Genomic DNA, 25,917 nt, shown 5'->3' with positions numbered 1-25,917 from the left:
TTCCGGCCCGGCGCCGAGCCGCTACGCCCCGCCGCCCGCCAGGGCCCGCATGCTCGACTCCGCCTTCGGGGTCAGCTCCAGCGGGCCTCGGCCGTTCGTCCACACGGCCTGGACGGTCAGACGCCGGAAGCGCCAGCCCTGGTCCGTGCGCACCACCTCGCCCGTGAACGTGCCGCCCACGTCGAAGTGGCCGCCCGGCTCCGCGCCCCGGGCCCGCTGGGTCGTCGCCAGGTGCACATGCGTCATGACCGCGTTCCACCGCACCGTGGCCCGGTCGCCGTCGAGGGCGATCATGTAGTTCGTGCCGACGTGCTGGGTCCGCTCGAACTTCGCGAACGCCGCCTGCTCGGACTCGGCCAGGCCCGCTATCCCCTCGTGGTCACCGATCGGTGTCGTGAGCCGTATGTCCTCGGTGAACAGCCCGCGCGCCCAGGCGTCGTCGAAGCGGCCGCCCCCTGCGGGCACCGTGTCGAGGCTCAGCAGGTAGCGGTCGATGAGACCGGTGACGTCGGCGCGGTCGGCGAGCACCCGCACTCGCGCTTCGAGGGCGGCGAACTCTGCGGCGGTGACGGTCATAGCGGAGCGCTCCCGGTATCTGGGCGACGGCCGTCGGACGGATCGGCCGTTCACCGAGAACGCTAAAAGCTCAACATTGCTTGAGGTCAAGGCCACCGAGGGAAGCATGGGGCTTCACACCTGCGCAGCTCGACCGACGCCGATGCTCGAAGGGGCGGGGCGGTCGGATTCGAACCGACGTCCTCCTCCATGACGTGTAGGCGCACTACCTCTGTGCTACGACCCCGCCTTGCGGTGATCATAACCCGGCCGTGCGCTCAACGCGCCGCCGCCGTCATCCCGTTGGGCCCCCGCACGTGCGGGGGAGGGCACCGCCGAGGCGGTCGTCGAGGCGGGCCCGACGGTGCCCCTCGCTGTGAACTGCCAGGTGGCTACCGGTAGTTCACGAACTGGATCGCGAAGTCCAGGTCCTTGCCCTTGAGGAGCGCCTGGACGGCCTGGAGGTCGTCACGGCTCTTGGAGCTGACCCGCAGCTCGTCGCCCTGGACCTGCGCCTTGACGCCCTTCGGGCCCTCGTCGCGGATGATCTTCGCGACCTTCTTCGCGTTCTCCTGCGAGATCCCCTCCTCGATGGAGGCGAAGATCTTGTACTCCTTGCCGGAGGCCTGCGGCTCGCCCGCGTCCAGCGACTTCAGTGAGATACCGCGCTTGACCAGCTTGGTCTCGAAGATGTCGAGAACCGCCTTGACCCGCTCCTCGGCGTTGGCGCGCATCTCGATCTTCTCGCCGGACCAGGCGATCGAGGCGCCGACGCCCTTGAAGTCATAGCGCTGCGAGATCTCCTTGGCGGCCTGGTTGAGGGCGTTGTCGACCTCCTGCCGCTCGACCTTCGAGACGATGTCGAAACTGGAGTCGGCCATATTGAGTTGGCTCCTCGTACGTAGATCCATCAGGGGTACGGCCCCGGAGGGCCGCTGCCAGCCTAGTCACCCGGGGCCCGATCGAGGGGCCGCGAATCGAGTGGCGGACCACCCCTGGTCATCGGGTATGGTTTACGTCGTTGCCACGGACAACCGCCGCGAGGCGGGAATCCCGGCAGCAACCCTTGGCGGTGTGCCCGAGTGGCCAAAGGGAGCAGACTGTAAATCTGCCGGCTCAGCCTACCCAGGTTCGAACCCTGGCGCCGCCACGGAACGAGACCCCCGACCTTCTGGTCGGGGGTCTCTTTCGTTGCCCGGCTTCTCCGCCCGGCTATCCCGTTCGCCCGGCTACCCCGACACGACCGTCTTCACCGCCTCCTCCACCGGGCTGTCGCCGCCGATCAGCTCCAGCGTGCGGCCCGCCGTGCCCGGTTCGTCCAGGAGCGCCGCCAGGACCGCCGCCACGTCGTCCCGGGTCACCTCGCCCCGGCCCGTCGACTCCGCCAGCGTCACCCGGCCCGTGCCGGGCTCGTCGGTGAGCCGGCCCGGGCGCAGCACGGTCCAGTCCAGACCGGCCCGGGAGCGCACGTCGTCGTCCGCCGCGCCCTTCGCCCGCAGATACGCCGCGAAGACCGGGTCGGTGCCCTCGGGCGGCTCGCGGTCGGCCCCCATGGACGAGACGATCACGAAGCGGCGGACCCCGGCCGCCTCCGCCGCGTCGGCGAAGAGGGCCGCCGCGCCCCGGTCCACGCTGTCCTTGCGGTCCGTGCCGCTGCCCGGCCCCGCCCCGGCCGCGAAGACGGCGGCGTCCGCGCCCTCCAGATGCCGGACGAGGTCCGCGACCGACGCCGACTCCAGATCACACAGAACCGGCTCGGCGCCCGCCGCGAGGAGATCACCCGCCTGCTCCGGCTTGCGGATCACACCCGCTACCTCGTCACCGCGCCCGGCGAGCAAACGCTCCAGCCGCAGCGCGATCTGACCATGTCCACCAGCGATGACAATGCGCATGTCTTCGACCGTACGCCCCGTGCGCCGGGCCGCCATCGGACGCACGGACAAGATCGGCCACCCCGGTCGTGGCCGGTCGTCGCCGGTCGCGACCGGCCGGCTCAGCCCGGTTCGCCGCCGCCCCGAGAGGACTGCCGGGGCAGGTCCAGGGCCACCACCGCCCGGGAGTCCCGGAACTCCCGCACCGCGCTCGTACGGGCCACCACGCGCCCCTCGTGGACCACCAGGCGGCTGTACGCGAGCGAGAGCATCCCCGCGACCCCGTCGCCCCGCACGGCCAGCAGCTCCGCCGGGAAGCCCGCCTCGACCCGCACCTCCGGCAGGCCCATCGCCGCCCGCGCCCGGTCGCTGACGGCCGCGTACGCCTCCTCGGGCCGCAGCTCACCACGCGACGCCAGCAGGAACGCGGCCTCGATGGGATCCCCCCGCCCCACCGGATTGGCCGCGTCCCGCAGCGCGCCGCTGCCCGCCGCCACCGCGACGCCCGCCGCCCGCAACAGCCGCACCGGCGCACACGCCGAGACCCGCCCCCGCTGCGACCCCGACGCACAGCAGTCGCCCTGGGGCAGGCAGATGACGGTCACCCCCGCCGCCGCGAGCTGCTCCGCCGCCCGCGCCGCCGGCTCGCGGGGAAGCCGGGCCAGCCCCCCGCAGGGGCCGAGGGCGACGCCGGGCCGCAGGCCACCGGCCATGGCGGCCAGCCGGGCGAGCCGGGCCGGGTCGTCACCGTCCGTGTGCAGATCGACGGCGCAGCCGTGCTCGGCGGCGATGTCCAGGACCGCTTCGGCGTAGCCCGTCGGGTCGGGATCGAGGTCGGGGCAGCCGCCGACGACGGACGCGCCCATCTTCACGGCGTCCCGCAGCATGGCCAGCCCGTCGGCCCCGGCGGCACCGGTCAGCAGCCGGGGCACGGCCACGGCGGTCAGATCGATGAGGCCGCGCAGCGCCCGGCGCGCCTGCAGCACCGCCTCCAGCGACCGCAGCCCCTGGACGTCGCCGATCCGGACGTGGGAGCGCAGCGCGGTCGCCCCGTGGCCGAGTTGCAGCAGCGCGGCCTCCGTGGTGCGCCGCTGCACGTCCTCGAGCCCGTACGAGACGGGGCCGCCGATGTCGGCGGTCAGCGCGGTGTCGCAGTGCGCGTGCGGCTCGGCGGGGGCGGGCAGCAGCAGATAGCCGCCGAGGTCGACGCGGGGCCCGGGGACGAGGCTGCCGGCCGTCCCCACGGCCTCGATGCGGCCGTTGCTGAGCCGTACGTCCACGGTCCGGCCGTCGGCGAGCCGGGCGCCGCAGAGCACCAGGGCGCCCCCGCCGTGCGGGGGCGGGCCGACGGCGTCGCCGTCGGGCTTCCTCGGCGGCTGCGGCTGGCTGTCGGGCATGGCGCTCCTCCGGGCCGGTGGCGAACATGATCACGCAGCTGGACCGAGCCTAGGGCGCGGGTGGGGCGGCTTCGAGGAGGCGGCCAATAGTCGTACCGGTGTGGCCCGTGAGGCCCTCGGGAAGGGGCGCGCAGAGACCCGCCGGAAGGCCCCGCGTAGGGCGGCCGGATACGGATTTCACCTTCGGCCGCAGACCGTGTAATGTCTTCCTCGCTCGCCCCAATAGCTCAGTCGGCAGAGCGTCTCCATGGTAAGGAGAAGGTCTACGGTTCGATTCCGTATTGGGGCTCTGGTGTGTGAGGTTCCTCGCCTGTGAGGGCGAGGAACTCTCTCGCATCAAAGCGGTGTAGCTCAGTCGGTAGAGCAAGCGGCTCATAATCGCTGTGTCACCGGTTCAAGTCCGGTCACCGCTACACACAGTAGCCGATTGTGGGGTCGGTCCTCCGATCGGCTACTCTTTTATGCGTTCATCCGTCCATTCCGTCAAGGAGCACTCACGTGGCTGCCACCGACGTCCGCCCGAAGATCACGCTGGCCTGCGTGGAGTGCAAGGAGCGGAACTACATCACCAAGAAGAACCGGCGTAACGACCCGGACCGACTGGAGATGAAGAAGCACTGCCCGCGTTGCAAGGCGCACACCGCGCACCGCGAAACGCGATAACACTCAGGCTCGTTCGTGAGGCCGTCCCCATTTTTTGGGGGCGGCCTCACGGCGTATCCCGACCCAGTCACTCTGGAGGTGCCGAGCCGATGGCGCTCGACCAGTCCTTCGTCGGACGGACCTACCCGGCCACCGACCCGTATGAGGTCGGCCGGGAGAAGATCCGCGAATTCGCCGAGGCCGTCGGCGATGCCAATCCGGCGTACCTCGACCCCGAGGCCGCCAAGGCGCTCGGTCATTCGGACGTGATCGCCCCGCCGACTTTCGTGTTCGCGATCACATTCAAGGCGGCCGGTCAGGTCATCCAGGACCCGCAGCTGGGCCTGGACTACGACCGCGTGGTGCACGGCGATCAGAAGTTCGCCTACACCCGCCCGGTCCGCGCGGGTGACCGGCTGTCGGTCACCTCCACGATCGAATCGATCAAGTCCCTGGCGGGCAACGACGTGCTGTCGGTGCGTGGCGACGTCCACGACGAGAGCGGCGAGCACGTGGTGACCGCGCACACGATGCTGGTGGCCCGCGCCGCCGAGGAGGCGTGATGACCGCCCGGATGACCTACGACGAGGTAGCGGTCGGCACCGAGCTGCCCGCCCAGAGCTTCCCCGTGACGCGCGCCACGCTCGTGCGGTACGCGGGCGCCTCCGGCGACTTCAACCCGATCCACTGGGACGAGAAGTTCGCCAAGGAGGTCGGACTGCCGGACGTCATCGCGCACGGCATGTTCACCATGGCCGAGGCGATCCGCGTGGTGACCGACTGGACCGGCGACCCGTCCTCCGTGGTCGAGTACGGGGTGCGCTTCACCAAGCCGGTCGTCGTGCCGAACGACGGCAAGGGCGCGCTCATCGAGGTCAGCGCCAAGGTCGCCGCCAAGGACGACGAGGCCCGCACGGTCCGCGTGGACCTGGTGGCCAAGAGCGACGGCCAGAAGGTCCTGGGCATGTCCCGCGCCACGGTCCGCCTGCCCTGAGCCACAGCCGGCAAGTAATGGGGCACCCGACAACGGCGGGTGCCCCTTACGCATGCCTGACGGTGACGGAGGGTGACGGGTTCCCAGGTGGCGTCCCGGAATGCTGCCGGATATTTGTGGGCGGCAGTTCGGGGCACCGTCGCGCCCCAGGGCTCCCCGCCCGTAAATATCCGATTCCGGGACGCCCCCTGCGACCCCGGCGCCCGGCCCAGGACCACCGGCCCGCACCGAGCCCCGCACCGAGGTCCCGGCCAGGGAACCGCACCCCCACAAGCCCAGCGCAGCGCCCCCGTACTCTTGTGCACGTGCAGGAACTCCACGACGCCCCCCTCGCCCCCTTGACCACCTTCCGCCTCGGTGGCCCCGCGACCCGGCTGGTCACGGCCACCACCGACGACGAGGTCATCGCGGTCGTCCGCGAGGCCGACGCGAGCGGCACCCCGCTGCTGATCATCGGCGGCGGCAGCAACCTGGTCATCTCCGACAAGGGCTTCGAGGGCACCGCCCTGCGCATCGCCACCAGCGGCTTCCGCCTCGACGGCACCCGCCTGGAGCTGGCCGCCGGCGAGAACTGGTCCGACGCCGTGGCCCGCACCGTCGAGGCCGGTCTGGCCGGCATCGAGTGCATGGCCGGCGTGCCGGGCTCCGCCGGTGCCACCCCGATCCAGAACGTCGGGGCGTACGGCCAGGAGGTCTCCGCGACCATCACCGAGGTCGTCGCCTACGACCGCCGTGCCGACGAGATCGTCACCATCCCCAACGCCGACTGCGGCTTCTCCTACCGCCACAGCCGCTTCAAGCAGGACCCCACGCGCCACGTCGTGCTGCGCGTCCGCTTCGAGCTGGAGGACGCGGGCGGGCTGTCCGCCCCCCTGAAGTACCCCGAGACGGCCCGCGCCCTCGGCGTCCGGGCCGGCGAGCGGGTCCCCGCCGCCACGGCCCGCGAGACGGTGCTGAAGCTGCGCGCGGGCAAGGGCATGGTCCTCGACGCCGAGGACCACGACACGTGGTCCGCCGGATCCTTCTTCACCAACCCGATACTCACCGAGGCCGAGTACACGGCCTTCCTGGCCCGCGCGGCCGAGCGGCTGGGGCCGGACGTCACACCGCCCGCCTACCCGGCGGGGGACGGACACACGAAGACGTCGGCGGCGTGGCTCATCGACAAGGCGGGCTTCACGAAGGGGTACGGCTCCGGCCCGGCCCGGATCTCGACGAAGCACACGCTCGCGCTGACCAACCGGGGCGAGGCCACGACCGAGGACCTGCTCGCGCTCGCGCGGGAGGTCCGGGACGGGGTGTTCGCGGCGTTCGGGGTGACGCTGGTGAACGAACCGGTGACCGTAGGCGTGACTCTCTGACCTCGGCCTGACCTCGGCCTCAAGCGCCGGACGGGCTCGATCGGGCCGGTCTCACTTTCCAGCGGTCCGGCGCTTGAGGAAACAACACCGTCAGAACAACGCCGTCAAGACACCAGCCACTTGTCGATACCCGTGAGCAGCGTCTCGCGGACATCCGTCGGCGCCGCCGACCCCCGTACCGACTGCCTCGCCAGTTCCGCCAGCTCCGCGTCCGTGAAGCCGTGGTGCTCGCGGGCCAGCTCGTACTGGGCCGCCAGGCGGGAACCGAAGAGCAACGGGTCGTCCGCGCCCAGAGCCATCGGCACGCCCGCCTCGAACAAGGTGCGCAGCGGTACGTCCGCCGGCTTCTCGTAGACGCCCAGGGCCACGTTCGACGAGGGGCAGACCTCGCACGTCACACCGCGCTCGGCGAGCTTGCGCAGCAGATGCGGGTCCTCGGCGGCGCGCACGCCGTGGCCCACCCGGCCCGCGTGCAGGTCGTCCAGGCAGTCGCGCACGCTGCTGGGCCCCGACAGCTCGCCGCCGTGCGGGGCGGCCAGCAGACCGCCCTCGCGGGCGATCTCGAAGGCCCGGTCGAAGTCGCGGGCGAGACCGCGCCGCTCGTCGTTGGAGAGTCCGAAGCCGACCACGCCCCGGTCGGCGTAACGCACCGCGAGGCGGGCGAGGGTACGGGCGTCCAGCGGGTGCTTCATGCGGTTCGCGGCGACGAGCACCCGCATGCCCAGCCCGGTCTCCCGCGAGGCGCTCTCCACCGCGTCCAGGATGATCTCCAGCGCGGGGATCAGCCCGCCCAGCCGGGGCGCGTACGACGTGGGGTCGACCTGGATCTCCAGCCAGCCCGAGCCGTCGCGGACGTCCTCCTCGGCGGCTTCGCGCACCAGGCGCCGGATGTCGTCGGGGGAGCGCAGACAGGACCGGGCGATGTCGTACAGCCGCTGGAAGCGGAACCAGCCGCGCTCGTCCGTGGCGCGCAGCCGGGGCGGTTCGCCGCCGCTCAGCGCCTCCGGCAGGTGCACGCCGTACTTGTCCGCCAGCTCGATCAAGGTCGAGGGCCGCATCGAGCCCGTGAAGTGCAGATGCAGATGGGCCTTCGGCAGCAGACGGACGTCACGGACGGTTTCGCTGGGGTACGGGGGCTGCTCCCCGGAAGACTGCCGCATCCCAAGATCTTGCCGTATACGTGTGGCAAGCGGTAGGGGAAATACCTGAACGAGGGCCGGGGCGAAAGCAAAGACGAACGCACGGCGGAGACGGACGCACGGCGGTGAGGCCGCAGGCGCCGGAACGGGAAGCGGGCCCCCGGCCGCAGCCGGGGACCCGCGTTCACCACACAGCCGTCAGGCGTTACGCCTTCGCCTCGGCGAGCAGCTTCTGGATCCGCGAGACGCCCTCGACCAGGTCCTCGTCGCCCAGGGCGTACGACAGACGCAGGTAGCCCGGTGTGCCGAAGGCCTCACCGGGGACGACCGCGACCTCGGCCTCGTCGAGGATCAGCGCGGCCAGCTCCACGGAGGTGGCGGGCCGCTTGCCGCGGATCTCCTTGCCGAGCAGCTCCTTCACCGACGGGTAGGCGTAGAACGCGCCCTCCGGCTCGGGGCAGAGCACGCCGTCGATCTCGTTGAGCATCCGGACGATCGTGCGGCGGCGGCGGTCGAAGGAGACCTTCATCTCCTCCACGGCCGTCAGGTCGCCCGAGACGGCGGCCAGGGCGGCCATCTGCGCCACGTTGGAGACGTTGGACGTGGCGTGCGACTGGAGGTTCGTGGCGGCCTTCACGACGTCCTTGGGGCCGATGATCCACCCCACTCGCCAGCCGGTCATCGCGTACGTCTTGGCAACACCGTTGACCACGACGCACTTGTCGCGCAGCTCGGGCACCACGACGGGCAGCGAGGAGAACTCGGCGTCGCCGTAGACCAGGTGCTCGTAGATCTCGTCGGTCAGCACCCACAGGCCGTGCTCGGCGGCCCAGCGGCCGATCTCCTCGACCTGCGCGCGGGTGTAGACCGCACCGGTGGGGTTCGACGGGGAGACGAAGAGCAGCACCTTGGTGTTCGGCGTACGGGCCGCCTCGAGCTGCTCGACCGACACGCGGTAACCGGTCGTCTCGTCCGCGACGACGTCCACCGGGACGCCGCCCGCGAGGCGGATCGACTCGGGGTAGGTGGTCCAGTACGGGGCGGGGACGATGACCTCGTCACCCGGGTCGAGGATCGCGGCGAAGGCCTCGTAGATGGCCTGCTTGCCGCCGTTGGTGACGAGCACCTGGGAGGCGTCGACCTCGTAGCCCGAGTCGCGCAGCGTCTTCGCGGCGATCGCGGCCTTGAGCTCGGGGAGCCCGCCGGCCGGGGTGTAGCGGTGGAACTTCGGGTTGCGGCAGGCCTCCACGGCGGCCTCGACGATGTAGTCGGGCGTGGGGAAGTCCGGCTCGCCCGCGCCGAAGCCGATCACCGGACGCCCGGCGGCCTTGAGGGCCTTCGCCTTGGCGTCCACGGCGAGGGTCGCGGACTCGGAGATCGACCCGATGCGGGCCGATACCCGACGGTCGGTGGGGGACTGTGCGGGAGGAGTGGCAGCGGTCATGAGGGCATCGTCCCAGACCCGGAACGAACCGGGCGCACGGGTTTCACGGACGGCCGCGGCGACGGGCCGGGCCCTCCCGCTCACCTCCCTCCCACGCCGCTCCCACGTCCTTCTCACGGCTCCATCCAGGCGCCCCGAACCCCGGCTGTTCGACGCTGGGCTCCGGAGCACGTACACTCATGCGTCGTTGGCCCCTCACAGGCGACTCCGCTCCGTGCACACCGTGCACCCGAGTGGATGCGGTACGTTGGGGGAACCACAAAGGGTCGTAGCTCAATTGGTAGAGCACTGGTCTCCAAAACCAGCGGTTGGGGGTTCAAGTCCCTTCGGCCCTGCTACACGCATCGTCACCAGGGTGCGTGCATGCGTACGTACTGAAATGCACCGCCGTGCGGCTCAACCGGGCGCGGCACGGCCACGACCCGGATTCAGGTGAGGACGTAGTGACGGAAGCCCTTGGCTCCACCGCGACGCCTGAGAGCGGTCGTCCCGAGGACGAGGTGGCCTCCAAGAAGGGCCGCCGCGGTGGGAAGCGCGGGAAGAAGGGCCCCATCGGGCGCCTCGCACTCTTTTACCGTCAGGTAGTCGCGGAACTCCGCAAGGTCGTCTGGCCCACCAGGAGCCAGCTCTCGACGTACACCACCGTGGTGATCGTCTTTGTCCTCATCGTCATCGGTCTGGTGACCGTGATTGACTATGGGTTCGAGAACGCCGTCAAGTACGTCTTCGGCTGAACCCGCGCGTAGGGCGGCTGCTCTCAGGAGAGCCGCCCCTTCGCACGTTCCACCCCTTGAAGCCAGGAAGAAGCAGCCACGTGTCTGACCCGAACCTGAACGACGCCGTCGAGCCCGTCGAGGCGGCAGCGGCCGACGTGGACGCGCCGGCTGCCTCGGACGAGGTCGGCGACGACACCGAGCTTCAGATCGTCGAGAACGCCGACGGCGTCGACGAGCTCGACGCCGAGGACGACGCCGCCGGCGAGCCGGCCGAGCAGGCCGCCGTCCACGTCGAGGACGAGGACGTCGCGCTCTCCGAGGAGGACGCGGCCGAGGCCGAGGCCGCCGTCGAGGCCGAGCTGCCCGACGAGGCGGAGCTGTCCGACGAGGCCGGGGACGAGGTCGAGGAGCCCGCCGAGGAGCAGGCCCCCGTCGACCCGGTCGCCGCCCTCCGCGACGAGCTGCGCGGTCTGCCCGGCGAGTGGTACGTCATCCACACCTACGCGGGTTACGAGAACCGTGTGAAGACCAACCTCGAGCAGCGCGCCGTCTCGCTCAACGTCGAGGACTTCATCTTCCAGGCCGAGGTGCCGCAGGAAGAGGTCGCGCAGATCAAGAACGGTGAGCGCAAGACCGTCCGCCAGAACAAGCTCCCCGGCTACGTGCTGGTGCGCATGGACCTGACGAACGAGTCCTGGGGCGTCGTCCGCAACACCCCCGGCGTCACCGGCTTCGTGGGCAACGCCTACGACCCGTACCCGCTGACCCTGGACGAGATCGTCAAGATGCTCGCCCCGGAGGCCGAGGAGAAGGCCGCCCGCGAGGCCGCCGAGGCCGAGGGCAAGCCCGCCCCCTCCCGCAAGGTCGAGGTCCAGGTGCTGGACTTCGAGGTGGGCGACTCGGTCACCGTCACCGACGGCCCGTTCGCGACGCTGCAGGCGACGATCAACGAGATCAACGCCGACTCGAAGAAGGTCAAGGGCCTCGTCGAGATCTTCGGTCGCGAGACCCCGGTCGAGCTGAGCTTCGACCAGATCCAGAAGAACTAGTTTCTTCCGGGACACAAGCCTCCGAACAGGTCAGACGGGCTGCTTGCAGCCTGTCTGACCTGCTCGGTTTTTGGCCGCAGCATGTTACCCGTTATCGTGGTGCGGTATGCCTGCGCGCTCTGTGCGCAGGCAAAAAAACTCTCACTAGGACCCGGAGAGAGCAATGCCTCCCAAGAAGAAGAAGATCACGGGGCTTATCAAGCTCCAGATCAGCGCCGGTGCCGCCAACCCGGCCCCGCCGGTCGGCCCCGCGCTGGGCCAGCACGGCGTCAACATCATGGAGTTCTGCAAGGCCTACAACGCCGCGACCGAGTCGCAGCGTGGCATGGTCGTGCCGGTGGAGATCACGGTCTACGAAGACCGCTCCTTCACCTTCGTGACGAAGACCCCGCCGGCCGCGAAGCTGATCCTCAAGGCCGCGGGCGTGGAGAAGGGCTCCGGCGAGCCGCACGTCAAGAAGGTCGCCAAGATCACCCGCGACCAGGTTCGTGACATCGCCACCACGAAGATGCCCGACCTGAACGCGAACGACCTGGACGCCGCCGAGAAGATCATCGCCGGCACCGCCCGTTCCATGGGCATCACCGTCGAAGGCTGATCAGCCCCGTCGCAGTACCCGTGGGAGGACCAGCGCTGGTCCGCACCACGACTCCATAACCACTGAGGAGAAGCAGTGAAGCGCAGCAAGACTCTCCGCGCTGCGGACGCCAAGGTCGAGGCGGAGCGCCTGTACGCCCCCCTCGAGGCCGTCCGTCTCGCGAAGGACACCTCCGCCACCAAGTTCGACGGCACCGTCGAGGTCGCCATGCGTCTGGGCGTCGACCCGCGCAAGGCCGACCAGATGGTCCGTGGCACCGTGAACCTTCCGCACGGCACCGGTAAGACCGCCCGGGTCCTGGTCTTCGCGACCGGTGACCGTGCTGCGGCCGCGGAAGCCGCCGGCGCCGACATCGTCGGCTCCGACGAACTGATCGACGAGGTTGCGAAGGGCCGTCTGGACTTCGACGCCGTCGTCGCCACCCCGGACCTCATGGGCAAGGTCGGCCGCCTCGGCCGCGTGCTCGGTCCGCGTGGTCTGATGCCGAACCCGAAGACCGGCACGGTCACCCCGGACGTGGCGAAGGCTGTCACGGACATCAAGGGCGGCAAGATCGAGTTCCGCGTCGACAAGCACTCGAACCTGCACTTCATCATCGGCAAGGTCTCCTTCGACGAGACGAAGCTGGTCGAGAACTACGCCGCGGCGCTGGACGAGATCCTTCGTCTGAAGCCGTCCGCCGCCAAGGGCCGCTACATCAAGAAGGCGACCCTCACCACGACGATGGGCCCCGGCATCCCGCTGGACTCCAACCGCACCCGCAACCTCCTCGCGGAGGACGAGACCGTCTGATAGACGCGTTCTCGTAGCGAGCGATCGTTACCGGGCCGGGCCCCGCACCCCTTCGGGAGTGCGGGGCCCGGCCTTTTCGTATGCGTGCGCAAAGGCGCCTGGCGGGCCTTCTGGGCGCCTGGCGGCGGCCGACCGCCCGAAGGGAAGGGCCGCTCGCGGGAGACCCTCACACCCCCGCCGAGCAGGGCTCAAACCACCCCGCGGGAGGCGATTTGCTTCCGGCCGCCCCCTTCACGTACCTTGAGCCAGAAGCCAAAGACCGCTGGTCGTTGCTGTGCCTTCGCAAGAAGGTGTGGTGGCCGAAGGATCCGCTAGCTGCGGGCGACCTGCGCAGGTGATTTGAGGATGAACTCCCGTGAGGACCCCTGGTCCGGACGGTCGAGTACACGCCCCGAGCGCCTGCGCCGGGGCGTTTCGTTTTGCCCAGGTCCCTTCGCGTGTCTATGCGGTCCGAATCACCCGGAAGGAGGCCGAGGCTCATGGCGAGGCCCGACAAGTCTGCCGCGGTTGCCGAGCTGACGGACCAGTTCCGCAGCTCGAACGCCGCCGTGCTGACCGAGTACCGCGGTCTCACCGTGGCACAGCTCAAGGAGCTGCGCCGTTCGCTCGGTGAGAACGCCCAGTACGCCGTGGTGAAGAACACGCTGACCAAGATTGCGGCCAACGAGGCCGGGATCACCACGCTCGACGACCACTTCACTGGTCCGACGGCGGTTGCCTTCATCACCGGTGACCCGGTGGAGTCGGCGAAGGGTCTTCGTGACTTCGCCAAGGAAAACCCGAACCTGATCATCAAGGGCGGTGTCCTTGATGGCAAGGCGCTGTCCGCCGATGAGATCAAGAAGCTTGCGGACCTCGAGTCCCGCGAGGTTCTGCTCGCCAAGCTGGCGGGTGCCATGAAGGGCAAGCAGTCCCAGACTGCCGCGCTCTTCCAGGCCCTGCCGTCGAAGTTCATCCGCACCGCGGAGGCGCTTCGCGCGAAGGTCGAGCAGGGCGGTGCCGGTACGCCGGCTCCCGTCGAGGCCGAGGCCGCCGAGTAATCACGCGCAAGCGTGTGACCTCGCGTCCGTCACGGTCGCAGCGGGCCCGTAGTACGCCCGCCGAAATGTACATCCGGCACCAGCCGATTTAGTGGAAGGACCGCCATCATGGCGAAGCTCAGCCAGGACGACCTGCTCGCCCAGTTCGAGGAGATGACCCTCATCGAGCTCTCCGAGTTCGTGAAGGCCTTCGAGGAGAAGTTCGACGTCACCGCCGCCGCCCCGGTCGCCGTTGCCGCCGCCGGTGGTGCCGCTGGTGGCGCCGCCGAGGCCGTCGAGGAGCAGGACGAGTTCGACGTCATCCTCACCGCCGCCGGTGACAAGAAGATCCAGGTCATCAAGGTCGTGCGTGAGCTGACCTCCCTGGGCCTGAAGGAGGCCAAGGACCTCGTCGACGGCACCCCGAAGCCGGTCCTCGAGAAGGTCGCCAAGGACGCCGCGGAGAAGGCCGCCGAGGCCCTCAAGGGCGCCGGCGCCTCCGTCGAGGTCAAGTGACCTTCGGAGTCTGCTGACTCTCCTGTGCCGTCGGACACGTTCCGGCGGCGCGAACTCAAGGGCGATCACCCATGCGGGTGGTCGCCCTTGGGCGTTCCCCCGGCAGGTGCCTTGCCCTCGGCCCGAGGACGAGTATGGTGATCTTCGTTGTTCCCGCCGTGCGGCCCGCGGGCGGCCGCCGCGGAGGGGTCGTGGGGGCCACAGACGGGCTTTTGGAAGGCCGCCCGGGGCCGAGGGGCCTTGACGAACGGCACGTCGCGCGCAATTCTCAGGACGCGCGTCACATCGATCCAAAGGCCGAGGCATGGATCGAAGACGAAGAGGGAAGCCTTGCGTCAGGCGATGTGCCAGACGCGAGGAACAACAGGATCCCGGAGGGAGAGGTTGGTATCGAACCGGTCTCCGGAAATCCGCTCTGGACATCAGTGGGCCAAGTGGCTACACTGACCCTTTGCGCTGCCTGTTAGCTGCTCCCTGCCCGTCACCAGGGGCATGCCCGCTGTCGAGCACTGCTGATGGAAACCCCCGAGCTGGGATTTCTCTCGTATGCACGGAGCGGGACCGGTACGCGCGTAGTGAGTCCGAGCCCTCGGAAGGACCCCCTCTTGGCCGCCTCGCGCAACGCCTCGACTGCCAATACGAACACCGGCGCCAGCACCGCCCCGCTGCGCATCTCTTTTGCGAAGATCAAGGAGCCCCTCGAGGTTCCGAACCTCCTTGCGCTGCAGACCGAGAGCTTCGACTGGCTGCTCGGCAACGCCGCCTGGAAGGCTCGCGTCGAGGCTGCGCTGGACAGTGGTCAAGACGTCCCCACCAAGTCCGGTCTGGAGGAGATCTTCGAAGAGATCTCCCCGATCGAGGACTTCTCCGGGTCGATGTCGCTGACCTTCCGCGACCACCGTTTCGAGCCGCCGAAGAACTCCATCGACGAGTGCAAGGAGCGCGACTTCACGTACGCGGCCCCGCTCTTCGTCACCGCGGAGTTCACCAACAACGAGACCGGTGAGATCAAGTCTCAGACGGTCTTCATGGGCGACTTCCCGCTCATGACCAACAAGGGCACCTTCTGCATCAACGGCACCGAGCGTGTCGTCGTGTCGCAGCTGGTCCGCTCGCCGGGTGTCTACTTCGACTCCTCCATCGACAAGACGTCCGACAAGGACATCTTCTCCGCCCGGGTGATCCCCTCCCGTGGTGCCTGGCTGGAGCTCGAGGTCGACAAGCGCGACCTGGTCGGTGTCCGCATCGACCGCAAGCGCAAGCAGTCCGTGACCGTTCTCCTGAAGGCTCTCGGTTGGACGACCGAGCAGATCCTCGAGGAGTTCGGCGAGTACGAGTCGATGCGCGCCACCCTGGAGAAGGACCACACCCAGGGCCAGGACGACGCGCTGCTCGACATCTACCGCAAGCTGCGTCCGGGCGAGCCGCCGACCCGTGAGGCCGCGCAGACGCTGCTCGAGAACCTCTACTTCAACCCCAAGCGCTACGACCTCGCGAAGGTCGGCCGCTACAAGGCCAACAAGAAGCTCGGTGCGGACCAGCCGCTCGATGCCGGTGTGCTGACCGTCGACGACATCATCGCGACGATCAAGTACCTGGTGAAGCTGCACGCCGGCGAGACGGAGACCGTGGGCCAGAACGGCACCACGATCGTCGTCGAGACCGACGACATCGACCACTTCGGCAACCGTCGTCTGCGCAACGTCGGCGAGCTCATCCAGAACCAGGTCCGCACGGGTCTGGCTCGTATGGAGCGCGTCGTCCGCGAGCGGATGACCACCCAGGACGTCGAGGCGATCACGCCGCAGACCCTGATCAACATCCGGCCGGTCGTCGCCTCCATCAAGGAGTTCTTCGGCACCAGCCAGCTGTCCCAGTTCATGGACCAGACGAACCCGCTGTCGGGCCTGACCCACAAGCGTCGTCTGTCCGCGCTGGGCCCCGGTGGTCTCTCCCGTGAGCGGGCCGGCTTCGAGGTCCGAGACGTTCACCCGTCGCACTACGGCCGCATGTGCCCGATCGAGACGCCCGAAGGCCCGAACATCGGTCTGATCGGCTCGCTCGCCTCGTACGGCCGCGTCAACGCGTTCGGTTTCGTCGAGACCCCGTACCGCAAGGTCGTCGACGGTGTCGTCACCGACCAGGTGGACTTCCTCACCGCCGACGAGGAGGACCGCTTCGTCATCGCGCAGGCGAACGCCCCGCTGACGGACGAGAACACCTACGCCGAGGACCGCGTCCTGGTCCGTCGTCGTGGCGGCGAGATCGACTACGTGCCCGGCACGGACATCGACTACATGGACGTCTCCCCGCGCCAGATGGTGTCGGTCGCGACCGCCATGATCCCGTTCCTCGAGCACGACGACGCCAACCGCGCGCTCATGGGATCGAACATGATGCGCCAGGCCGTTCCGCTGATCAAGGCGGAGGCCCCGCTGGTCGGCACCGGCATGGAGTACCGCTGTGCGGTCGACGCCGGTGACGTCATCAAGGCCGAGAAGGACGGTGTGGTCCAGGAGGTCTCCGCGGACTACGTCACCGTCGCCAACGACGACGGCACGTACAACACGTACCGGATCGCCAAGTTCTCCCGCTCGAACCAGGGCACGTCCTTCAACCAGAAGGTCGTCGTGGACGAGGGCGCCCGCGTGATCACCGGCCAGGTGCTCGCCGACGGCCCGTCCACGGACGAGGGCGAGATGGCGCTCGGCAAGAACCTCCTCGTGGCGTTCATGCCGTGGGAAGGCCACAACTACGAGGACGCGATCATCCTGTCGCAGCGCCTCGTACAGGACGACGTCCTCTCCTCGATCCACATCGAGGAGCACGAGGTCGACGCCCGTGACACCAAGCTGGGCCCCGAGGAGATCACCCGGGACATCCCGAACGTCTCCGAGGAGGTCCTCGCCGACCTCGACGAGCGCGGCATCATCCGCATCGGTGCCGAGGTCGTCGCCGGCGACATCCTGGTCGGCAAGGTCACGCCCAAGGGCGAGACCGAGCTGACCCCGGAGGAGCGCCTGCTCCGCGCGATCTTCGGTGAGAAGGCCCGCGAGGTGCGTGACACCTCGCTCAAGGTCCCGCACGGTGAGATCGGCAAGGTCATCGGCGTCCGCGTCTTCGACCGCGAAGAGGGCGACGAACTGCCCCCGGGCGTGAACCAGCTGGTCCGCGTCTACGTGGCGCAGAAGCGCAAGATCACCGATGGTGACAAGCTCGCCGGCCGTCACGGCAACAAGGGCGTCATCTCGAAGATCCTGCCGGTCGAGGACATGCCGTTCCTCGAGGACGGCACCCCGGTCGACATCATCCTCAACCCCCTCGGTGTCCCGTCCCGAATGAACCCGGGCCAGGTCCTCGAGATCCACCTCGGCTGGCTCGCCAGCCGCGGCTGGAAGGTCGAGGGCGACGAGGACTGGATGAAGCGTCTGCAGGCGATCGGCGCCGACGATGTCGCCGCCGGCACCAACGTCGCGACCCCGGTCTTCGACGGCGCCCGCGAGGACGAGATCGCCGGTCTCTTCGAGTCCACGATCCCCAACCGCGACGGTGACCGGCTGGTCCTGCCCTCCGGTAAGGCCCGGATGTTCGACGGCCGCTCCGGCGAGCCGTTCCCGGACCCGATCTCGGTCGGCTACATGTACATCCTCAAGCTGCACCACCTGGTCGACGACAAGCTGCATGCCCGTTCGACCGGTCCGTACTCGATGATCACCCAGCAGCCGCTGGGTGGTAAGGCTCAGTTCGGTGGCCAGCGCTTCGGTGAGATGGAGGTGTGGGCGCTGGAGGCATACGGCGCCGCGTACGCCCTCCAGGAGCTGCTGACCATCAAGTCCGACGACGTCACCGGCCGCGTGAAGGTCTACGAGGCCATCGTCAAGGGCGAGAACATCCCCGAGCCCGGCATTCCCGAGTCCTTCAAGGTGCTCATCAAGGAAATGCAGTCCCTGTGCCTCAACGTGGAGGTGCTGTCCTCGGACGGCATGTCCATCGAGATGCGCGACACGGACGAGGACGTCTTCCGCGCTGCGGAAGAGCTCGGTATCGACCTGTCCCGGCGCGAGCCGAGCAGCGTCGAAGAGGTCTGACGGGTCTGGTCGGGGCTCCCTAGCGGAGCCCCGGCCGTCCCCGGACCCCCAGACCATGATGTAGAGCCCACTAACTCGCTGGCGCGAGGGGGCACAAACCCTGAAAGAGGGATTGACGAACAGTGCTCGACGTCAACTTCTTCGACGAGCTGCGGATCGGCCTGGCGACCGCGGACGACATCCGAACCTGGTCCCACGGCGAGGTCAAGAAGCCGGAGACCATCAACTACCGCACCCTGAAGCCCGAAAAGGACGGACTCTTCTGCGAGAAGATCTTCGGTCCGACCCGGGACTGGGAGTGCTACTGCGGCAAGTACAAGCGTGTCCGCTTCAAGGGCATCATCTGTGAGCGCTGCGGCGTCGAGGTCACTCGCGCCAAGGTGCGTCGTGAGCGGATGGGCCACATCGAGCTTGCCGCTCCCGTCACCCACATCTGGTACTTCAAGGGCGTTCCGTCGCGGCTGGGCTACCTGCTCGACCTCGCCCCGAAGGACCTCGAGAAGGTCATCTACTTCGCCGCCTACATGATCACGTGGGTGGACGAGGAGCGCCGCACGCGCGACCTGCCCTCGCTGGAGGCGCACGTCTCCGTCGAGCGTCAGCAGATCGAGCAGCGCCGCGACGCCGACCTCGAGGCCCGTGCCAAGAAGCTCGAGTCCGACCTGGCCGAGCTCGAGGCCGAGGGTGCCAAGGCCGACGTGCGCCGCAAGGTGCGCGAGGGTGCCGAGCGTGAGATGAAGCAGCTGCGCGACCGCGCGCAGCGCGAGATCGACCGCCTCGACGAGGTGTGGAGCCGCTTCAAGAACCTCAAGGTCCAGGACCTCGAGGGCGACGAGCTGCTCTACCGCGAGCTGCGCGACCGCTTCGGCACCTACTTCATGGGTGCGATGGGCGCCGCCGCGCTGCAGAAGCGTCTGGAGTCCTTCGACCTCGACGAGGAGGCCGAGCGCCTCCGCGAGATCATCCGGACCGGCAAGGGCCAGAAGAAGACCCGTGCGCTCAAGCGCCTCAAGGTCGTCTCCGCCTTCCTGCAGACCCGCAACAGCCCCAGCGGCATGGTGCTCGACTGCATCCCCGTGATTCCGCCGGACCTGCGTCCGATGGTGCAGCTGGACGGTGGCCGCTTCGCGACCTCCGACCTGAACGACCTGTACCGCCGTGTGATCAACCGCAACAACCGCCTCAAGCGTCTCCTTGACCTCGGTGCCCCCGAGATCATCGTGAACAACGAGAAGCGGATGCTGCAGGAGGCCGTCGACGCGCTGTTCGACAACGGCCGTCGTGGCCGTCCGGTCACCGGTCCGGGCAACCGCCCGCTGAAGTCCCTGAGCGACATGCTCAAGGGCAAGCAGGGTCGTTTCCGTCAGAACCTGCTCGGTAAGCGTGTGGACTACTCCGCGCGTTCCGTCATCGTCGTCGGTCCGCAGCTGAAGCTGCACCAGTGTGGTCTGCCCAAGGCCATGGCGCTGGAGCTCTTCAAGCCGTTCGTGATGAAGCGCCTGGTCGACCTGAACCACGCGCAGAACATCAAGTCGGCGAAGCGCATGGTCGAGCGCGGCCGCACGGTCGTGTACGACGTGCTCGAAGAGGTCATCGCCGAGCACCCGGTGCTGCTGAACCGTGCGCCCACGCTGCACCGTCTCGGCATCCAGGCCTTCGAGCCGCAGCTGGTCGAGGGCAAGGCCATCCAGATCCACCCGCTCGTCTGCACCGCGTTCAACGCGGACTTCGACGGTGACCAGATGGCCGTGCACCTGCCGCTCTCCGCGGAGGCGCAGGCCGAGGCCCGCATCCTGATGCTGTCCTCGAACAACATCCTCAAGCCGGCCGACGGCCGTCCGGTCACCATGCCGACCCAGGACATGGTGCTGGGTCTGTTCTTCCTCACCACCGACGAGGAAGAGCGCAAGGTCATCGGCGAGGGCCGGTCCTTCGGCTCGGTCGCCGAGGCGATCATGGCGTTCGACGCCCGGGAGCTCTCGCTCCAGGCGAAGGTCGACATCCGCTTCCCGATCGGCACCGTCCCGCCGCGTGGCTGGACCCCGCCGGTCGCGGAGGAGGGCGAGCCGGAGTGGCAGCAGGGGGACACCTTCCGCCTGCGCACCACCCTGGGCCGCGCGCTCTTCAACGAGCTGCTGCCCGAGGACTACCCGTTCGTCGACTACTCGGTGGGCAAGAAGCAGCTCTCCGAGATCGTCAACGACCTGGCCGAGCGCTACCCCAAGGTCATCGTGGCGGCGACGCTCGACAACCTGAAGGCCGCGGGCTTCCACTGGGCGACCCGTTCCGGCGTCACCGTCGCCGTCACGGACATCGTCGTCCCGGAGGCCAAGAAGGCCATCGTCAAGGGCTACGAGGCCCAGGACGAGAAGGTCCAGAAGCAGTACGAGCGCGGTCTGATCACCAAGGACGAGCGCACGCAGGAACTCATCGCGATCTGGACCAAGGCGACCAACGAGGTCGCCGAGGCGATGAACGCGAACTTCCCCAAGACGAACCCCATCTTCATGATGGTTGACTCGGGTGCCCGAGGAAACATGATGCAGATGCGACAGATCGCCGGTATGCGTGGTCTGGTGTCGAACGCGAAGAACGAGACCATCCCGCGACCCATTAAGGCGTCGTTCCGTGAGGGTCTCTCCGTGCTGGAGTACTTCATCTCCACCCACGGTGCCCGTAAGGGTCTCGCGGACACCGCGCTCCGTACCGCCGACTCGGGTTACCTGACCCGTCGTCTGGTGGACGTCTCGCAGGACGTGATCATCCGCGAGGAGGACTGCGGCACCGAGCGCGGCCTCAAGCTGGCGATCGCGACCAAGGGCGCCGACGGTGTCCTGCGCAAGACGGACGACGTCGAGACCAGCGTGTACGCCCGTATGCTCGCCGAGGACGTCGTCGTCGACGGCAAGGTCATCGCGCCTGCCAACGTCGACCTCGGTGACGTGCTCATCGAGCAGCTCGTCGCGCACGGCGTGGAGACGGTCAAGACCCGCTCGGTCCTGACCTGCGAGTCCGCGGTCGGCACCTGTGCCTTCTGCTACGGCCGCTCGCTGGCGACCGGCAAGCTCGTCGACATCGGTGAGGCCGTCGGTATCATCGCGGCCCAGTCGATCGGTGAGCCCGGTACCCAGCTGACGATGCGTACCTTCCACACCGGTGGTGTGGCCGGTGACGACATCACCCAGGGTCTGCCCCGAGTCGTCGAGCTCTTCGAAGCCCGTACGCCCAAGGGTGTCGCCCCGATCTCGGAGGCGGCCGGCCGCATCCGTATCGAGGAGACCGAGAAGACCAAGAAGATCGTCGTCACTCCGGACGACGGCAGCGACGAGACGGCGTTCCCGATCTCGAAGCGTGCCCGTCTGCTGGTCAGCGAGGGCGAGCACGTCGAGGTGGGCCAGAAGCTCACCGTGGGTGCCACCAACCCGCACGACGTGCTGCGCATCCTCGGCCAGCGCGCGGTCCAGGTCCACCTGGTCGGCGAAGTCCAGAAGGTCTACAACTCGCAGGGCGTGTCGATCCACGACAAGCACATCGAGATCATCATCCGGCAGATGCTGCGCCGCGTGACGATCATCGAGTCCGGCGACGCGGAGCTGCTGCCGGGCGAGCTCGTGGAGCGCACGCGCTTCGAGGGCGAGAACCGTCGTGTGGTCACCGAGGGCGGTCACCCCGCCTCCGGCCGTCCGCAGCTGATGGGTATCACCAAGGCCTCGCTCGCCACCGAGTCCTGGCTGTCGGCGGCGTCCTTCCAGGAGACGACCCGGGTGCTCACCGACGCGGCGATCAACGCCAAGTCGGACTCCCTGATCGGCCTCAAGGAGAACGTCATCATCGGTAAGCTCATCCCGGCCGGTACGGGTCTGTCCCGCTACCGCAACATCCGGGTCGAGCCGACCGAGGAAGCCAAGGCCGCGATGTACTCGGCCGTCGGCTACGACGACATCGACTACTCGCCCTTCGGGACGGGTTCGGGTCAGGCCGTGCCGCTGGAGGACTACGACTACGGTCCGTACAACCAGTAGGTCTGTACAACACGCTCGCAGGGCGGCCACCTCGAAAGAGGTGGCCGCCCTGCGGCGTTCCCTGCCGGGATGGGCACGTCGGCCCCCTGCGGGCCGTGGTGTCCTCAAGCGCCGGACGGGCTGGGCGCCGGGCTCAGCCGATCGCTATCGGGCGGCCAGCCCCCAGGCGGAGAGCAGCAGCCCGGCGAGGGCCGTGAGCGCGGCGATGCTGGCCAGCGGCCAGCGGGCCCGTTCCAGGGCGTAGAGCCGCGCCTCGTGGTCGGCCAGCTGCTTGTCGGTCTGGTCACTGCGCTGGACGAGCAGCGCGAGGGCGCCGTCGACCCGGGCGAACCCGGCCTCCATCGTGCCGCGGAGCCGTTCCAGCTCCAGGGCGACGATGGCGGTGGTGCCGGGCGCCTCCGTGCCGGAGTCGTTCATGCGCGGCCCCGGTCGTCCTCGACGGCGAGGGCGCGCAGGGCGGCGTCCCCGTTGGGCGGGGGCGCCGCCTCGGTGCGGAGCCAGCCCGGGAGCAGGGCCTGGACGGCCGGCAGCGCCATGACGCGGGCGAGGGCGCCCGCGGCGGCCAGCGCCCCGGCGACCCAGGGGAGGGTCGCGGGGACGCCGGAGGCGTCGACGATCGCGGGCAGGACGACCGCGAGACCGACGGCGGTCTGGAGAACGGTGCGGAGGGTCCGCTTGATGGCGTCGGACAAGGGACGGCCTTTCCGGTGTTCCCGGTGTTCCGGGGTGGGGCGGGTGATCAGGAGGAGCGCGGGACCTTGAGCGCGTCCCAGGAGCTGCGGCCCGGCCAGCCGTCGGCGTCCGGGCCGTCGAAGCCGAGCTTGCGCTGCCACTTCGCGTAGGAGTCGCGGTCGGCGTCGGTCCACCGGGGGCCGGGGCCCTCGGTGTACGCGGAGCAGCCCTCGGCGACGAGCCGGCGGCCCATGGCGGTGACGACGGGGGAGCTGGGCCCGGCCCGGAAGAAGTCGGCACCGGGGAAGGGCTCGTAGGCGTTGCCCGCTGCGGGCACCTTCAGCTCCTGGCCGGGGTGCAGGACGTCGGGGTCCTTGAGGCCGTTGAGCGTGGCCAGCTCGGGCGCGGTGGTCGCGTGGGACTCGGCGATGCCGGTCAGGGTGTCACCGGCCCGGACGGTGTAGGGCTGGGTGGCCTTGGCGGGGTCGTCCTTCGGCGGCGTGGTCGGCTTCGCCGGCGCGGCCCCGAGGCGGCTCGCGATCTTGCCGCGCATGCCGTCCATGGAGAAACCGACCGGGTCGATCTTGGTGTCGGTCCACTCCTTGTGTCCGATGACGGACGCGGAGCCCCAGCCGTGCGCGCGGCAGAGCGCGGCGGAGACCCGCTCGATGGCGTCGAGCTGGGCGGCCGGCCAGGGGTCGGCGCCGTCACCGAGGTTCACGCACTCGAAGCCGTAGAAGCGCGCGTTGCCGTCGACGTCCATCGAGGTGGGCCGGGGAAGGGCGGACTCGGCGACGACGGCCTGGAGAACATCGCCGTCGCCGCTGCCGGCGTGGTTGGCGCGGCCGTTGCCGACGAGGTGGACGGTGCCGGCCTTGTCGATGACGCCGTGGCACAGCGGGCCGGGCAGCTCGTCGTAGCCGTCGTAGCAGAGGTCGACGCTTTCCTGCGTGCCGCTGGTCACGGTGTGGTGGATGATCACGCCGTTGACCGGGCCCCAGGCGCCCTTGTGATTGCGGTTGTGCTCACGCCAGTCGCCGACCTCGACGACGCGCACGCCCTCGGCGCGGAGGGCGGCGACGAACTGGTCGGCGGAGAGGGGAGTAGCCATGTGCTTCGCTCCAGAGGTGTGAGGGGGTACGCGAACGCCCCGGGCCGCGTGGCGGTCTGGGGCGTTCGCGTGGGTGGGGAGGGGTCAGGCGGGGACGGCGTAGGTGACGGTGATGGCCACGTCGGCCTTCCACCCGGCGCCGGGTTCGGTGCCGCGGACGGTGAAGGAGTCGGGAAGGGTGACGTCCCAGCCCTGACCGTCGGTAGTCGGCTGACCGTCTAGGCGGTGGTCGCCGTCGAAGTACGCCCCGGCCGTCAGCATCGTGAGGCGCTGGCCCGCGCCGAGCAGCATTCCCCCTTCGGGGATGCGCACGGTGAACGGGCCGCGCTCGAAGTGGCTGGTGATGGTGAACGTGCGCGTGAGCGACTCGATGGTCTTGATGGCGCCGGTGAACATGGCTCGCGTGGTCATGGTTTCCTCTTTTTCGGCATGGGGGCCGCCCTAGGCGACGGCCGCCCAGATGGCGTTGGCGTCGTCGATGACGGACGACGGGGTGAAGGAGGCGGGCAGCGAGGTCTGGCCGGTCGCGGGGAGGCGGCCGTGCCGCAGGAAGAAGCCGGGCATCCGGGCGGCGCAGGACGGGCGCAGGCCGAAGTTCGAACCGACGGCGAAGCCGGGGCCGTCCGTCTTGGCGGTCGGGCCGTTGAACACGAAGGCGACCCAGTAGGTCCCGGGCTGGGCGACGTACGGCGCGGTGAGCGGGAACGCGACGGTGGCGCCCTCGTGTACCGCCGGGAAGATGTCCTTCAGGGACGGGGTCACGGCCACCCGGGTGCCCTCGGCGTTGTACAGACCCGCGTACGACGCGTTGCTGAGCGTGTTGCCCACGTAGCCGTGGACGTAGAACGCCAGCTTGTTGATCTGCGTGGGCGTACGGATCACGACGCCCATGAGGTACACGTTGCCGGTCGAGCAGTACTGCGGTGACTGTTCCTTCGCGGTGGACGTCGACATCGACGCGGTGGCCGGGTCGAACGTCCACGCCTTGAAGCCGAGGTCGCCCGGGCCCCATGTGCCGGGCGTGGAGAGCGCGTCCACATAGTCCTTCCGGACCAGATGACCGGCGTTGGTCGGCGTGCCGAGCGAGAGGGGCGGCGTCATGAACGTCTTGCTGCCGTCGACCGCCTGCGAGCCGGTCAGCAGCACCGCGGTGTCCGCCGGCACGGCGCCGATGTCACCGGCGGTCAGGACGACCTTGCCCTTCCGGTCGTTCACCGACTGGACCGGCGCGTCGCCCGGCCGCACGTACCGCAGGTCACCCGCCGCCTGGTCGAGCGCGCCCACATCGGCGGCGGTCAGGGCGACCGCGCCCTTCTTGCCGTTGACGGACGACACCGGGGCGACCGCCCCCGGCGGCAGCTGGGCGGCCGGGACCTTGCCGGTCGCGTCCAGGCCCGCCACGCCGTTCGCCGCACCGACCGACTCGGCCGGGACGGCCTTGACGTCGGCGGCCGCGAGGGTGATGTCGGCCGTGCTCTTGCCGTTGACGGACCGGACGAGGCCCGGTGCCCCCGCCGGGCCCGCCGGGCCGGGCGCACCGGCCGGGCCGGGCGGCCCGGGGACGGCGACGTACTCGGGGGCCTCGGGGTTGACCGGGGCGATGTCGGCGAGGTCGACGGTCGGCTGGGCGGCCGGGAGCACGATGTTGTACGTGCGGTTCACCGGCAGCCCGGACAGCTGCTCGGTGACGGTGTACTGCCACTTGACCGGGTTCATGCCCGGCGCGTCCGTGGCGGGCAGGACGGCCTTGATCCGGCCGTCCGCGTCCAGCGGGGCGACGATCGGGCCGCCGAGGATGACGTCGCTGCCGGTGTGCGTCAGCAAGGTGGGCGTCTGGAAGATGACGTTGCCGGTGAGGGCGAGACCGTCCGGGGTGAGGTAGCGGGCGGTGACGGTCACCGTGGGGATGTTGTTGGGCAACACGTGGGTGG

23 protein-coding genes and 5 tRNA genes are annotated in these 25,917 nt (G+C 69.3%); 16 read left to right on the top strand and 12 right to left on the bottom strand.

The window, feature by feature from the left end:
* Positions 1-21: 21 nt before the first annotated feature.
* The 3 genes from ACZ6MA_RS30655 to ACZ6MA_RS30645 all read right to left on the bottom strand — a co-directional run bounded on the left by ACZ6MA_RS30655 (position 22) and on the right by ACZ6MA_RS30645 (position 1,436).
* Positions 22-576: a nuclear transport factor 2 family protein gene (locus tag ACZ6MA_RS30655; RefSeq protein ID WP_469437760.1), complete on the bottom strand. Its 555-nt coding sequence runs from the start codon at positions 574-576 to the stop codon at positions 22-24.
* Between the two features lie 153 nt (positions 577-729).
* Positions 730-804: transfer RNA gene (locus ACZ6MA_RS30650), tRNA-Asp, on the bottom strand.
* A gap of 143 nt (positions 805-947) precedes the next feature.
* Positions 948-1,436, bottom strand: a complete 489-nt coding sequence (locus ACZ6MA_RS30645; RefSeq protein WP_030368439.1) for a YajQ family cyclic di-GMP-binding protein — start codon at positions 1,434-1,436, stop codon at positions 948-950.
* A 187-nt stretch (positions 1,437-1,623) separates the two neighbouring features.
* Between ACZ6MA_RS30645 and ACZ6MA_RS30640 the strand changes: the two genes are divergently transcribed.
* Positions 1,624-1,705, top strand: a tRNA-Tyr gene (locus tag ACZ6MA_RS30640).
* Positions 1,706-1,784: 79 nt separating this feature from the next.
* On the opposite strand, the gene ACZ6MA_RS30635 is transcribed toward ACZ6MA_RS30640, so the two are convergent.
* Both ACZ6MA_RS30635 and ACZ6MA_RS30630 read right to left on the bottom strand, forming a co-directional pair.
* Positions 1,785-2,447, bottom strand: a complete 663-nt coding sequence (locus tag ACZ6MA_RS30635) for an NAD(P)H-binding protein (protein ID WP_469437759.1) — start codon at positions 2,445-2,447, stop codon at positions 1,785-1,787.
* 101 nt (positions 2,448-2,548) lie between these two features.
* A complete protein-coding gene (locus ACZ6MA_RS30630; protein ID WP_469437757.1) occupies positions 2,549-3,823 on the bottom strand; it encodes an amidohydrolase family protein in 1,275 nt (424 codons plus the stop codon).
* Between the two features lie 216 nt (positions 3,824-4,039).
* Between ACZ6MA_RS30630 and ACZ6MA_RS30625 the strand changes: the two genes are divergently transcribed.
* The 6 genes from ACZ6MA_RS30625 to ACZ6MA_RS30600 all read left to right on the top strand — a co-directional run bounded on the left by ACZ6MA_RS30625 (position 4,040) and on the right by ACZ6MA_RS30600 (position 6,820).
* Positions 4,040-4,112, top strand: a tRNA-Thr gene (locus ACZ6MA_RS30625).
* A gap of 51 nt (positions 4,113-4,163) precedes the next feature.
* Positions 4,164-4,236 (top strand) — tRNA-Met (locus ACZ6MA_RS30620).
* 85 nt (positions 4,237-4,321) lie between these two features.
* Positions 4,322-4,486, top strand: a complete 165-nt coding sequence (rpmG, locus tag ACZ6MA_RS30615) for a 50S ribosomal protein L33 (RefSeq protein WP_087927546.1) — start codon at positions 4,322-4,324, stop codon at positions 4,484-4,486.
* Positions 4,487-4,575: 89 nt separating this feature from the next.
* A complete protein-coding gene (locus ACZ6MA_RS30610) occupies positions 4,576-5,028 on the top strand; it encodes an FAS1-like dehydratase domain-containing protein (protein ID WP_469437755.1) in 453 nt (150 codons plus the stop codon).
* Complete coding sequence (locus ACZ6MA_RS30605; RefSeq protein ID WP_469437754.1) at positions 5,028-5,459, top strand: MaoC family dehydratase; 432 nt, start codon at positions 5,028-5,030, stop codon at positions 5,457-5,459. The genes ACZ6MA_RS30610 and ACZ6MA_RS30605 overlap by 1 nt, the downstream gene beginning before the upstream one ends.
* Positions 5,460-5,764: 305 nt before the next feature.
* Complete coding sequence (locus ACZ6MA_RS30600; RefSeq protein ID WP_469437752.1) at positions 5,765-6,820, top strand: UDP-N-acetylmuramate dehydrogenase; 1,056 nt, start codon at positions 5,765-5,767, stop codon at positions 6,818-6,820.
* Between the two features lie 104 nt (positions 6,821-6,924).
* Here the strand turns inward: ACZ6MA_RS30600 and ACZ6MA_RS30595 are convergent, their stop codons facing one another.
* Together ACZ6MA_RS30595 and ACZ6MA_RS30590 are read right to left on the bottom strand one after the other, a co-directional pair.
* Positions 6,925-7,980 carry an adenosine deaminase gene (locus ACZ6MA_RS30595; protein ID WP_469437750.1) on the bottom strand — a complete coding sequence of 352 codons (1,056 nt, stop codon included), beginning with the start codon at positions 7,978-7,980 and terminating at the stop codon, positions 6,925-6,927.
* A 184-nt stretch (positions 7,981-8,164) separates the two neighbouring features.
* Positions 8,165-9,403, bottom strand: a complete 1,239-nt coding sequence (locus tag ACZ6MA_RS30590; RefSeq protein WP_469437748.1) for a pyridoxal phosphate-dependent aminotransferase — start codon at positions 9,401-9,403, stop codon at positions 8,165-8,167.
* Positions 9,404-9,665: 262 nt separating this feature from the next.
* Here ACZ6MA_RS30590 and ACZ6MA_RS30585 point away from each other — a divergent pair.
* The 9 genes from ACZ6MA_RS30585 to ACZ6MA_RS30545 all read left to right on the top strand — a co-directional run bounded on the left by ACZ6MA_RS30585 (position 9,666) and on the right by ACZ6MA_RS30545 (position 22,203).
* Positions 9,666-9,738, top strand: a tRNA-Trp gene (locus tag ACZ6MA_RS30585).
* A 108-nt stretch (positions 9,739-9,846) separates the two neighbouring features.
* Positions 9,847-10,137 (top strand): preprotein translocase subunit SecE, encoded by a 291-nt coding sequence (gene secE, locus ACZ6MA_RS30580; protein WP_469437794.1) that lies wholly within the window; start codon positions 9,847-9,849, stop codon positions 10,135-10,137.
* 80 nt (positions 10,138-10,217) lie between these two features.
* On the top strand, positions 10,218-11,168 hold the full coding sequence (gene nusG / locus ACZ6MA_RS30575; protein WP_469437747.1) for a transcription termination/antitermination protein NusG: 951 nt from the start codon (positions 10,218-10,220) through the stop codon (positions 11,166-11,168).
* A 163-nt stretch (positions 11,169-11,331) separates the two neighbouring features.
* Positions 11,332-11,766 (top strand): 50S ribosomal protein L11, encoded by a 435-nt coding sequence (gene rplK, locus ACZ6MA_RS30570; RefSeq protein WP_130878950.1) that lies wholly within the window; start codon positions 11,332-11,334, stop codon positions 11,764-11,766.
* A gap of 75 nt (positions 11,767-11,841) precedes the next feature.
* A complete protein-coding gene (gene rplA / locus ACZ6MA_RS30565; RefSeq protein WP_130878951.1) occupies positions 11,842-12,558 on the top strand; it encodes a 50S ribosomal protein L1 in 717 nt (238 codons plus the stop codon).
* Between the two features lie 479 nt (positions 12,559-13,037).
* Positions 13,038-13,598, top strand: coding sequence for a 50S ribosomal protein L10 (rplJ, locus tag ACZ6MA_RS30560; protein WP_469437745.1), 561 nt, complete (start codon positions 13,038-13,040; stop codon positions 13,596-13,598).
* A gap of 108 nt (positions 13,599-13,706) precedes the next feature.
* Positions 13,707-14,093: a 50S ribosomal protein L7/L12 gene (rplL, locus tag ACZ6MA_RS30555; protein ID WP_356449001.1), complete on the top strand. Its 387-nt coding sequence runs from the start codon at positions 13,707-13,709 to the stop codon at positions 14,091-14,093.
* Positions 14,094-14,698: 605 nt separating this feature from the next.
* Entirely contained in the window at positions 14,699-18,181 is a 3,483-nt protein-coding gene (gene rpoB, locus ACZ6MA_RS30550; RefSeq protein WP_469437743.1) for a DNA-directed RNA polymerase subunit beta, read from the top strand.
* Positions 18,182-18,303: 122 nt separating this feature from the next.
* Entirely contained in the window at positions 18,304-22,203 is a 3,900-nt protein-coding gene (locus ACZ6MA_RS30545; protein ID WP_130878955.1) for a DNA-directed RNA polymerase subunit beta', read from the top strand.
* A gap of 144 nt (positions 22,204-22,347) precedes the next feature.
* Here the strand turns inward: ACZ6MA_RS30545 and ACZ6MA_RS30540 are convergent, their stop codons facing one another.
* From ACZ6MA_RS30540 to ACZ6MA_RS30520, 5 genes are all read right to left on the bottom strand, one after another.
* Positions 22,348-22,620 (bottom strand): hypothetical protein, encoded by a 273-nt coding sequence (locus ACZ6MA_RS30540; RefSeq protein WP_469437741.1) that lies wholly within the window; start codon positions 22,618-22,620, stop codon positions 22,348-22,350.
* The gene (locus ACZ6MA_RS30535) at positions 22,617-22,895 is read right to left on the bottom strand and encodes a hypothetical protein (RefSeq protein WP_469437739.1); all 279 of its coding nucleotides are present in this window, start codon (positions 22,893-22,895) and stop codon (positions 22,617-22,619) included. The genes ACZ6MA_RS30540 and ACZ6MA_RS30535 overlap by 4 nt, the downstream gene beginning before the upstream one ends.
* A gap of 47 nt (positions 22,896-22,942) precedes the next feature.
* Positions 22,943-23,986 (bottom strand): peptidoglycan-binding protein, encoded by a 1,044-nt coding sequence (locus ACZ6MA_RS30530; protein ID WP_469437737.1) that lies wholly within the window; start codon positions 23,984-23,986, stop codon positions 22,943-22,945.
* A gap of 84 nt (positions 23,987-24,070) precedes the next feature.
* Positions 24,071-24,397, bottom strand: coding sequence for a hypothetical protein (locus ACZ6MA_RS30525; RefSeq protein WP_469437736.1), 327 nt, complete (start codon positions 24,395-24,397; stop codon positions 24,071-24,073).
* Between the two features lie 30 nt (positions 24,398-24,427).
* Complete coding sequence (locus tag ACZ6MA_RS30520) at positions 24,428-25,909, bottom strand: phage tail protein (protein WP_469437734.1); 1,482 nt, start codon at positions 25,907-25,909, stop codon at positions 24,428-24,430.
* Positions 25,910-25,917 lie beyond the last annotated feature (8 nt).

Source organism: Streptomyces sp. NPDC042259 (assembly GCF_055582085.1).
Note: the sequence above shows the minus strand (reverse complement) of the source record. Positions and strands in the feature narration are given on the sequence as shown.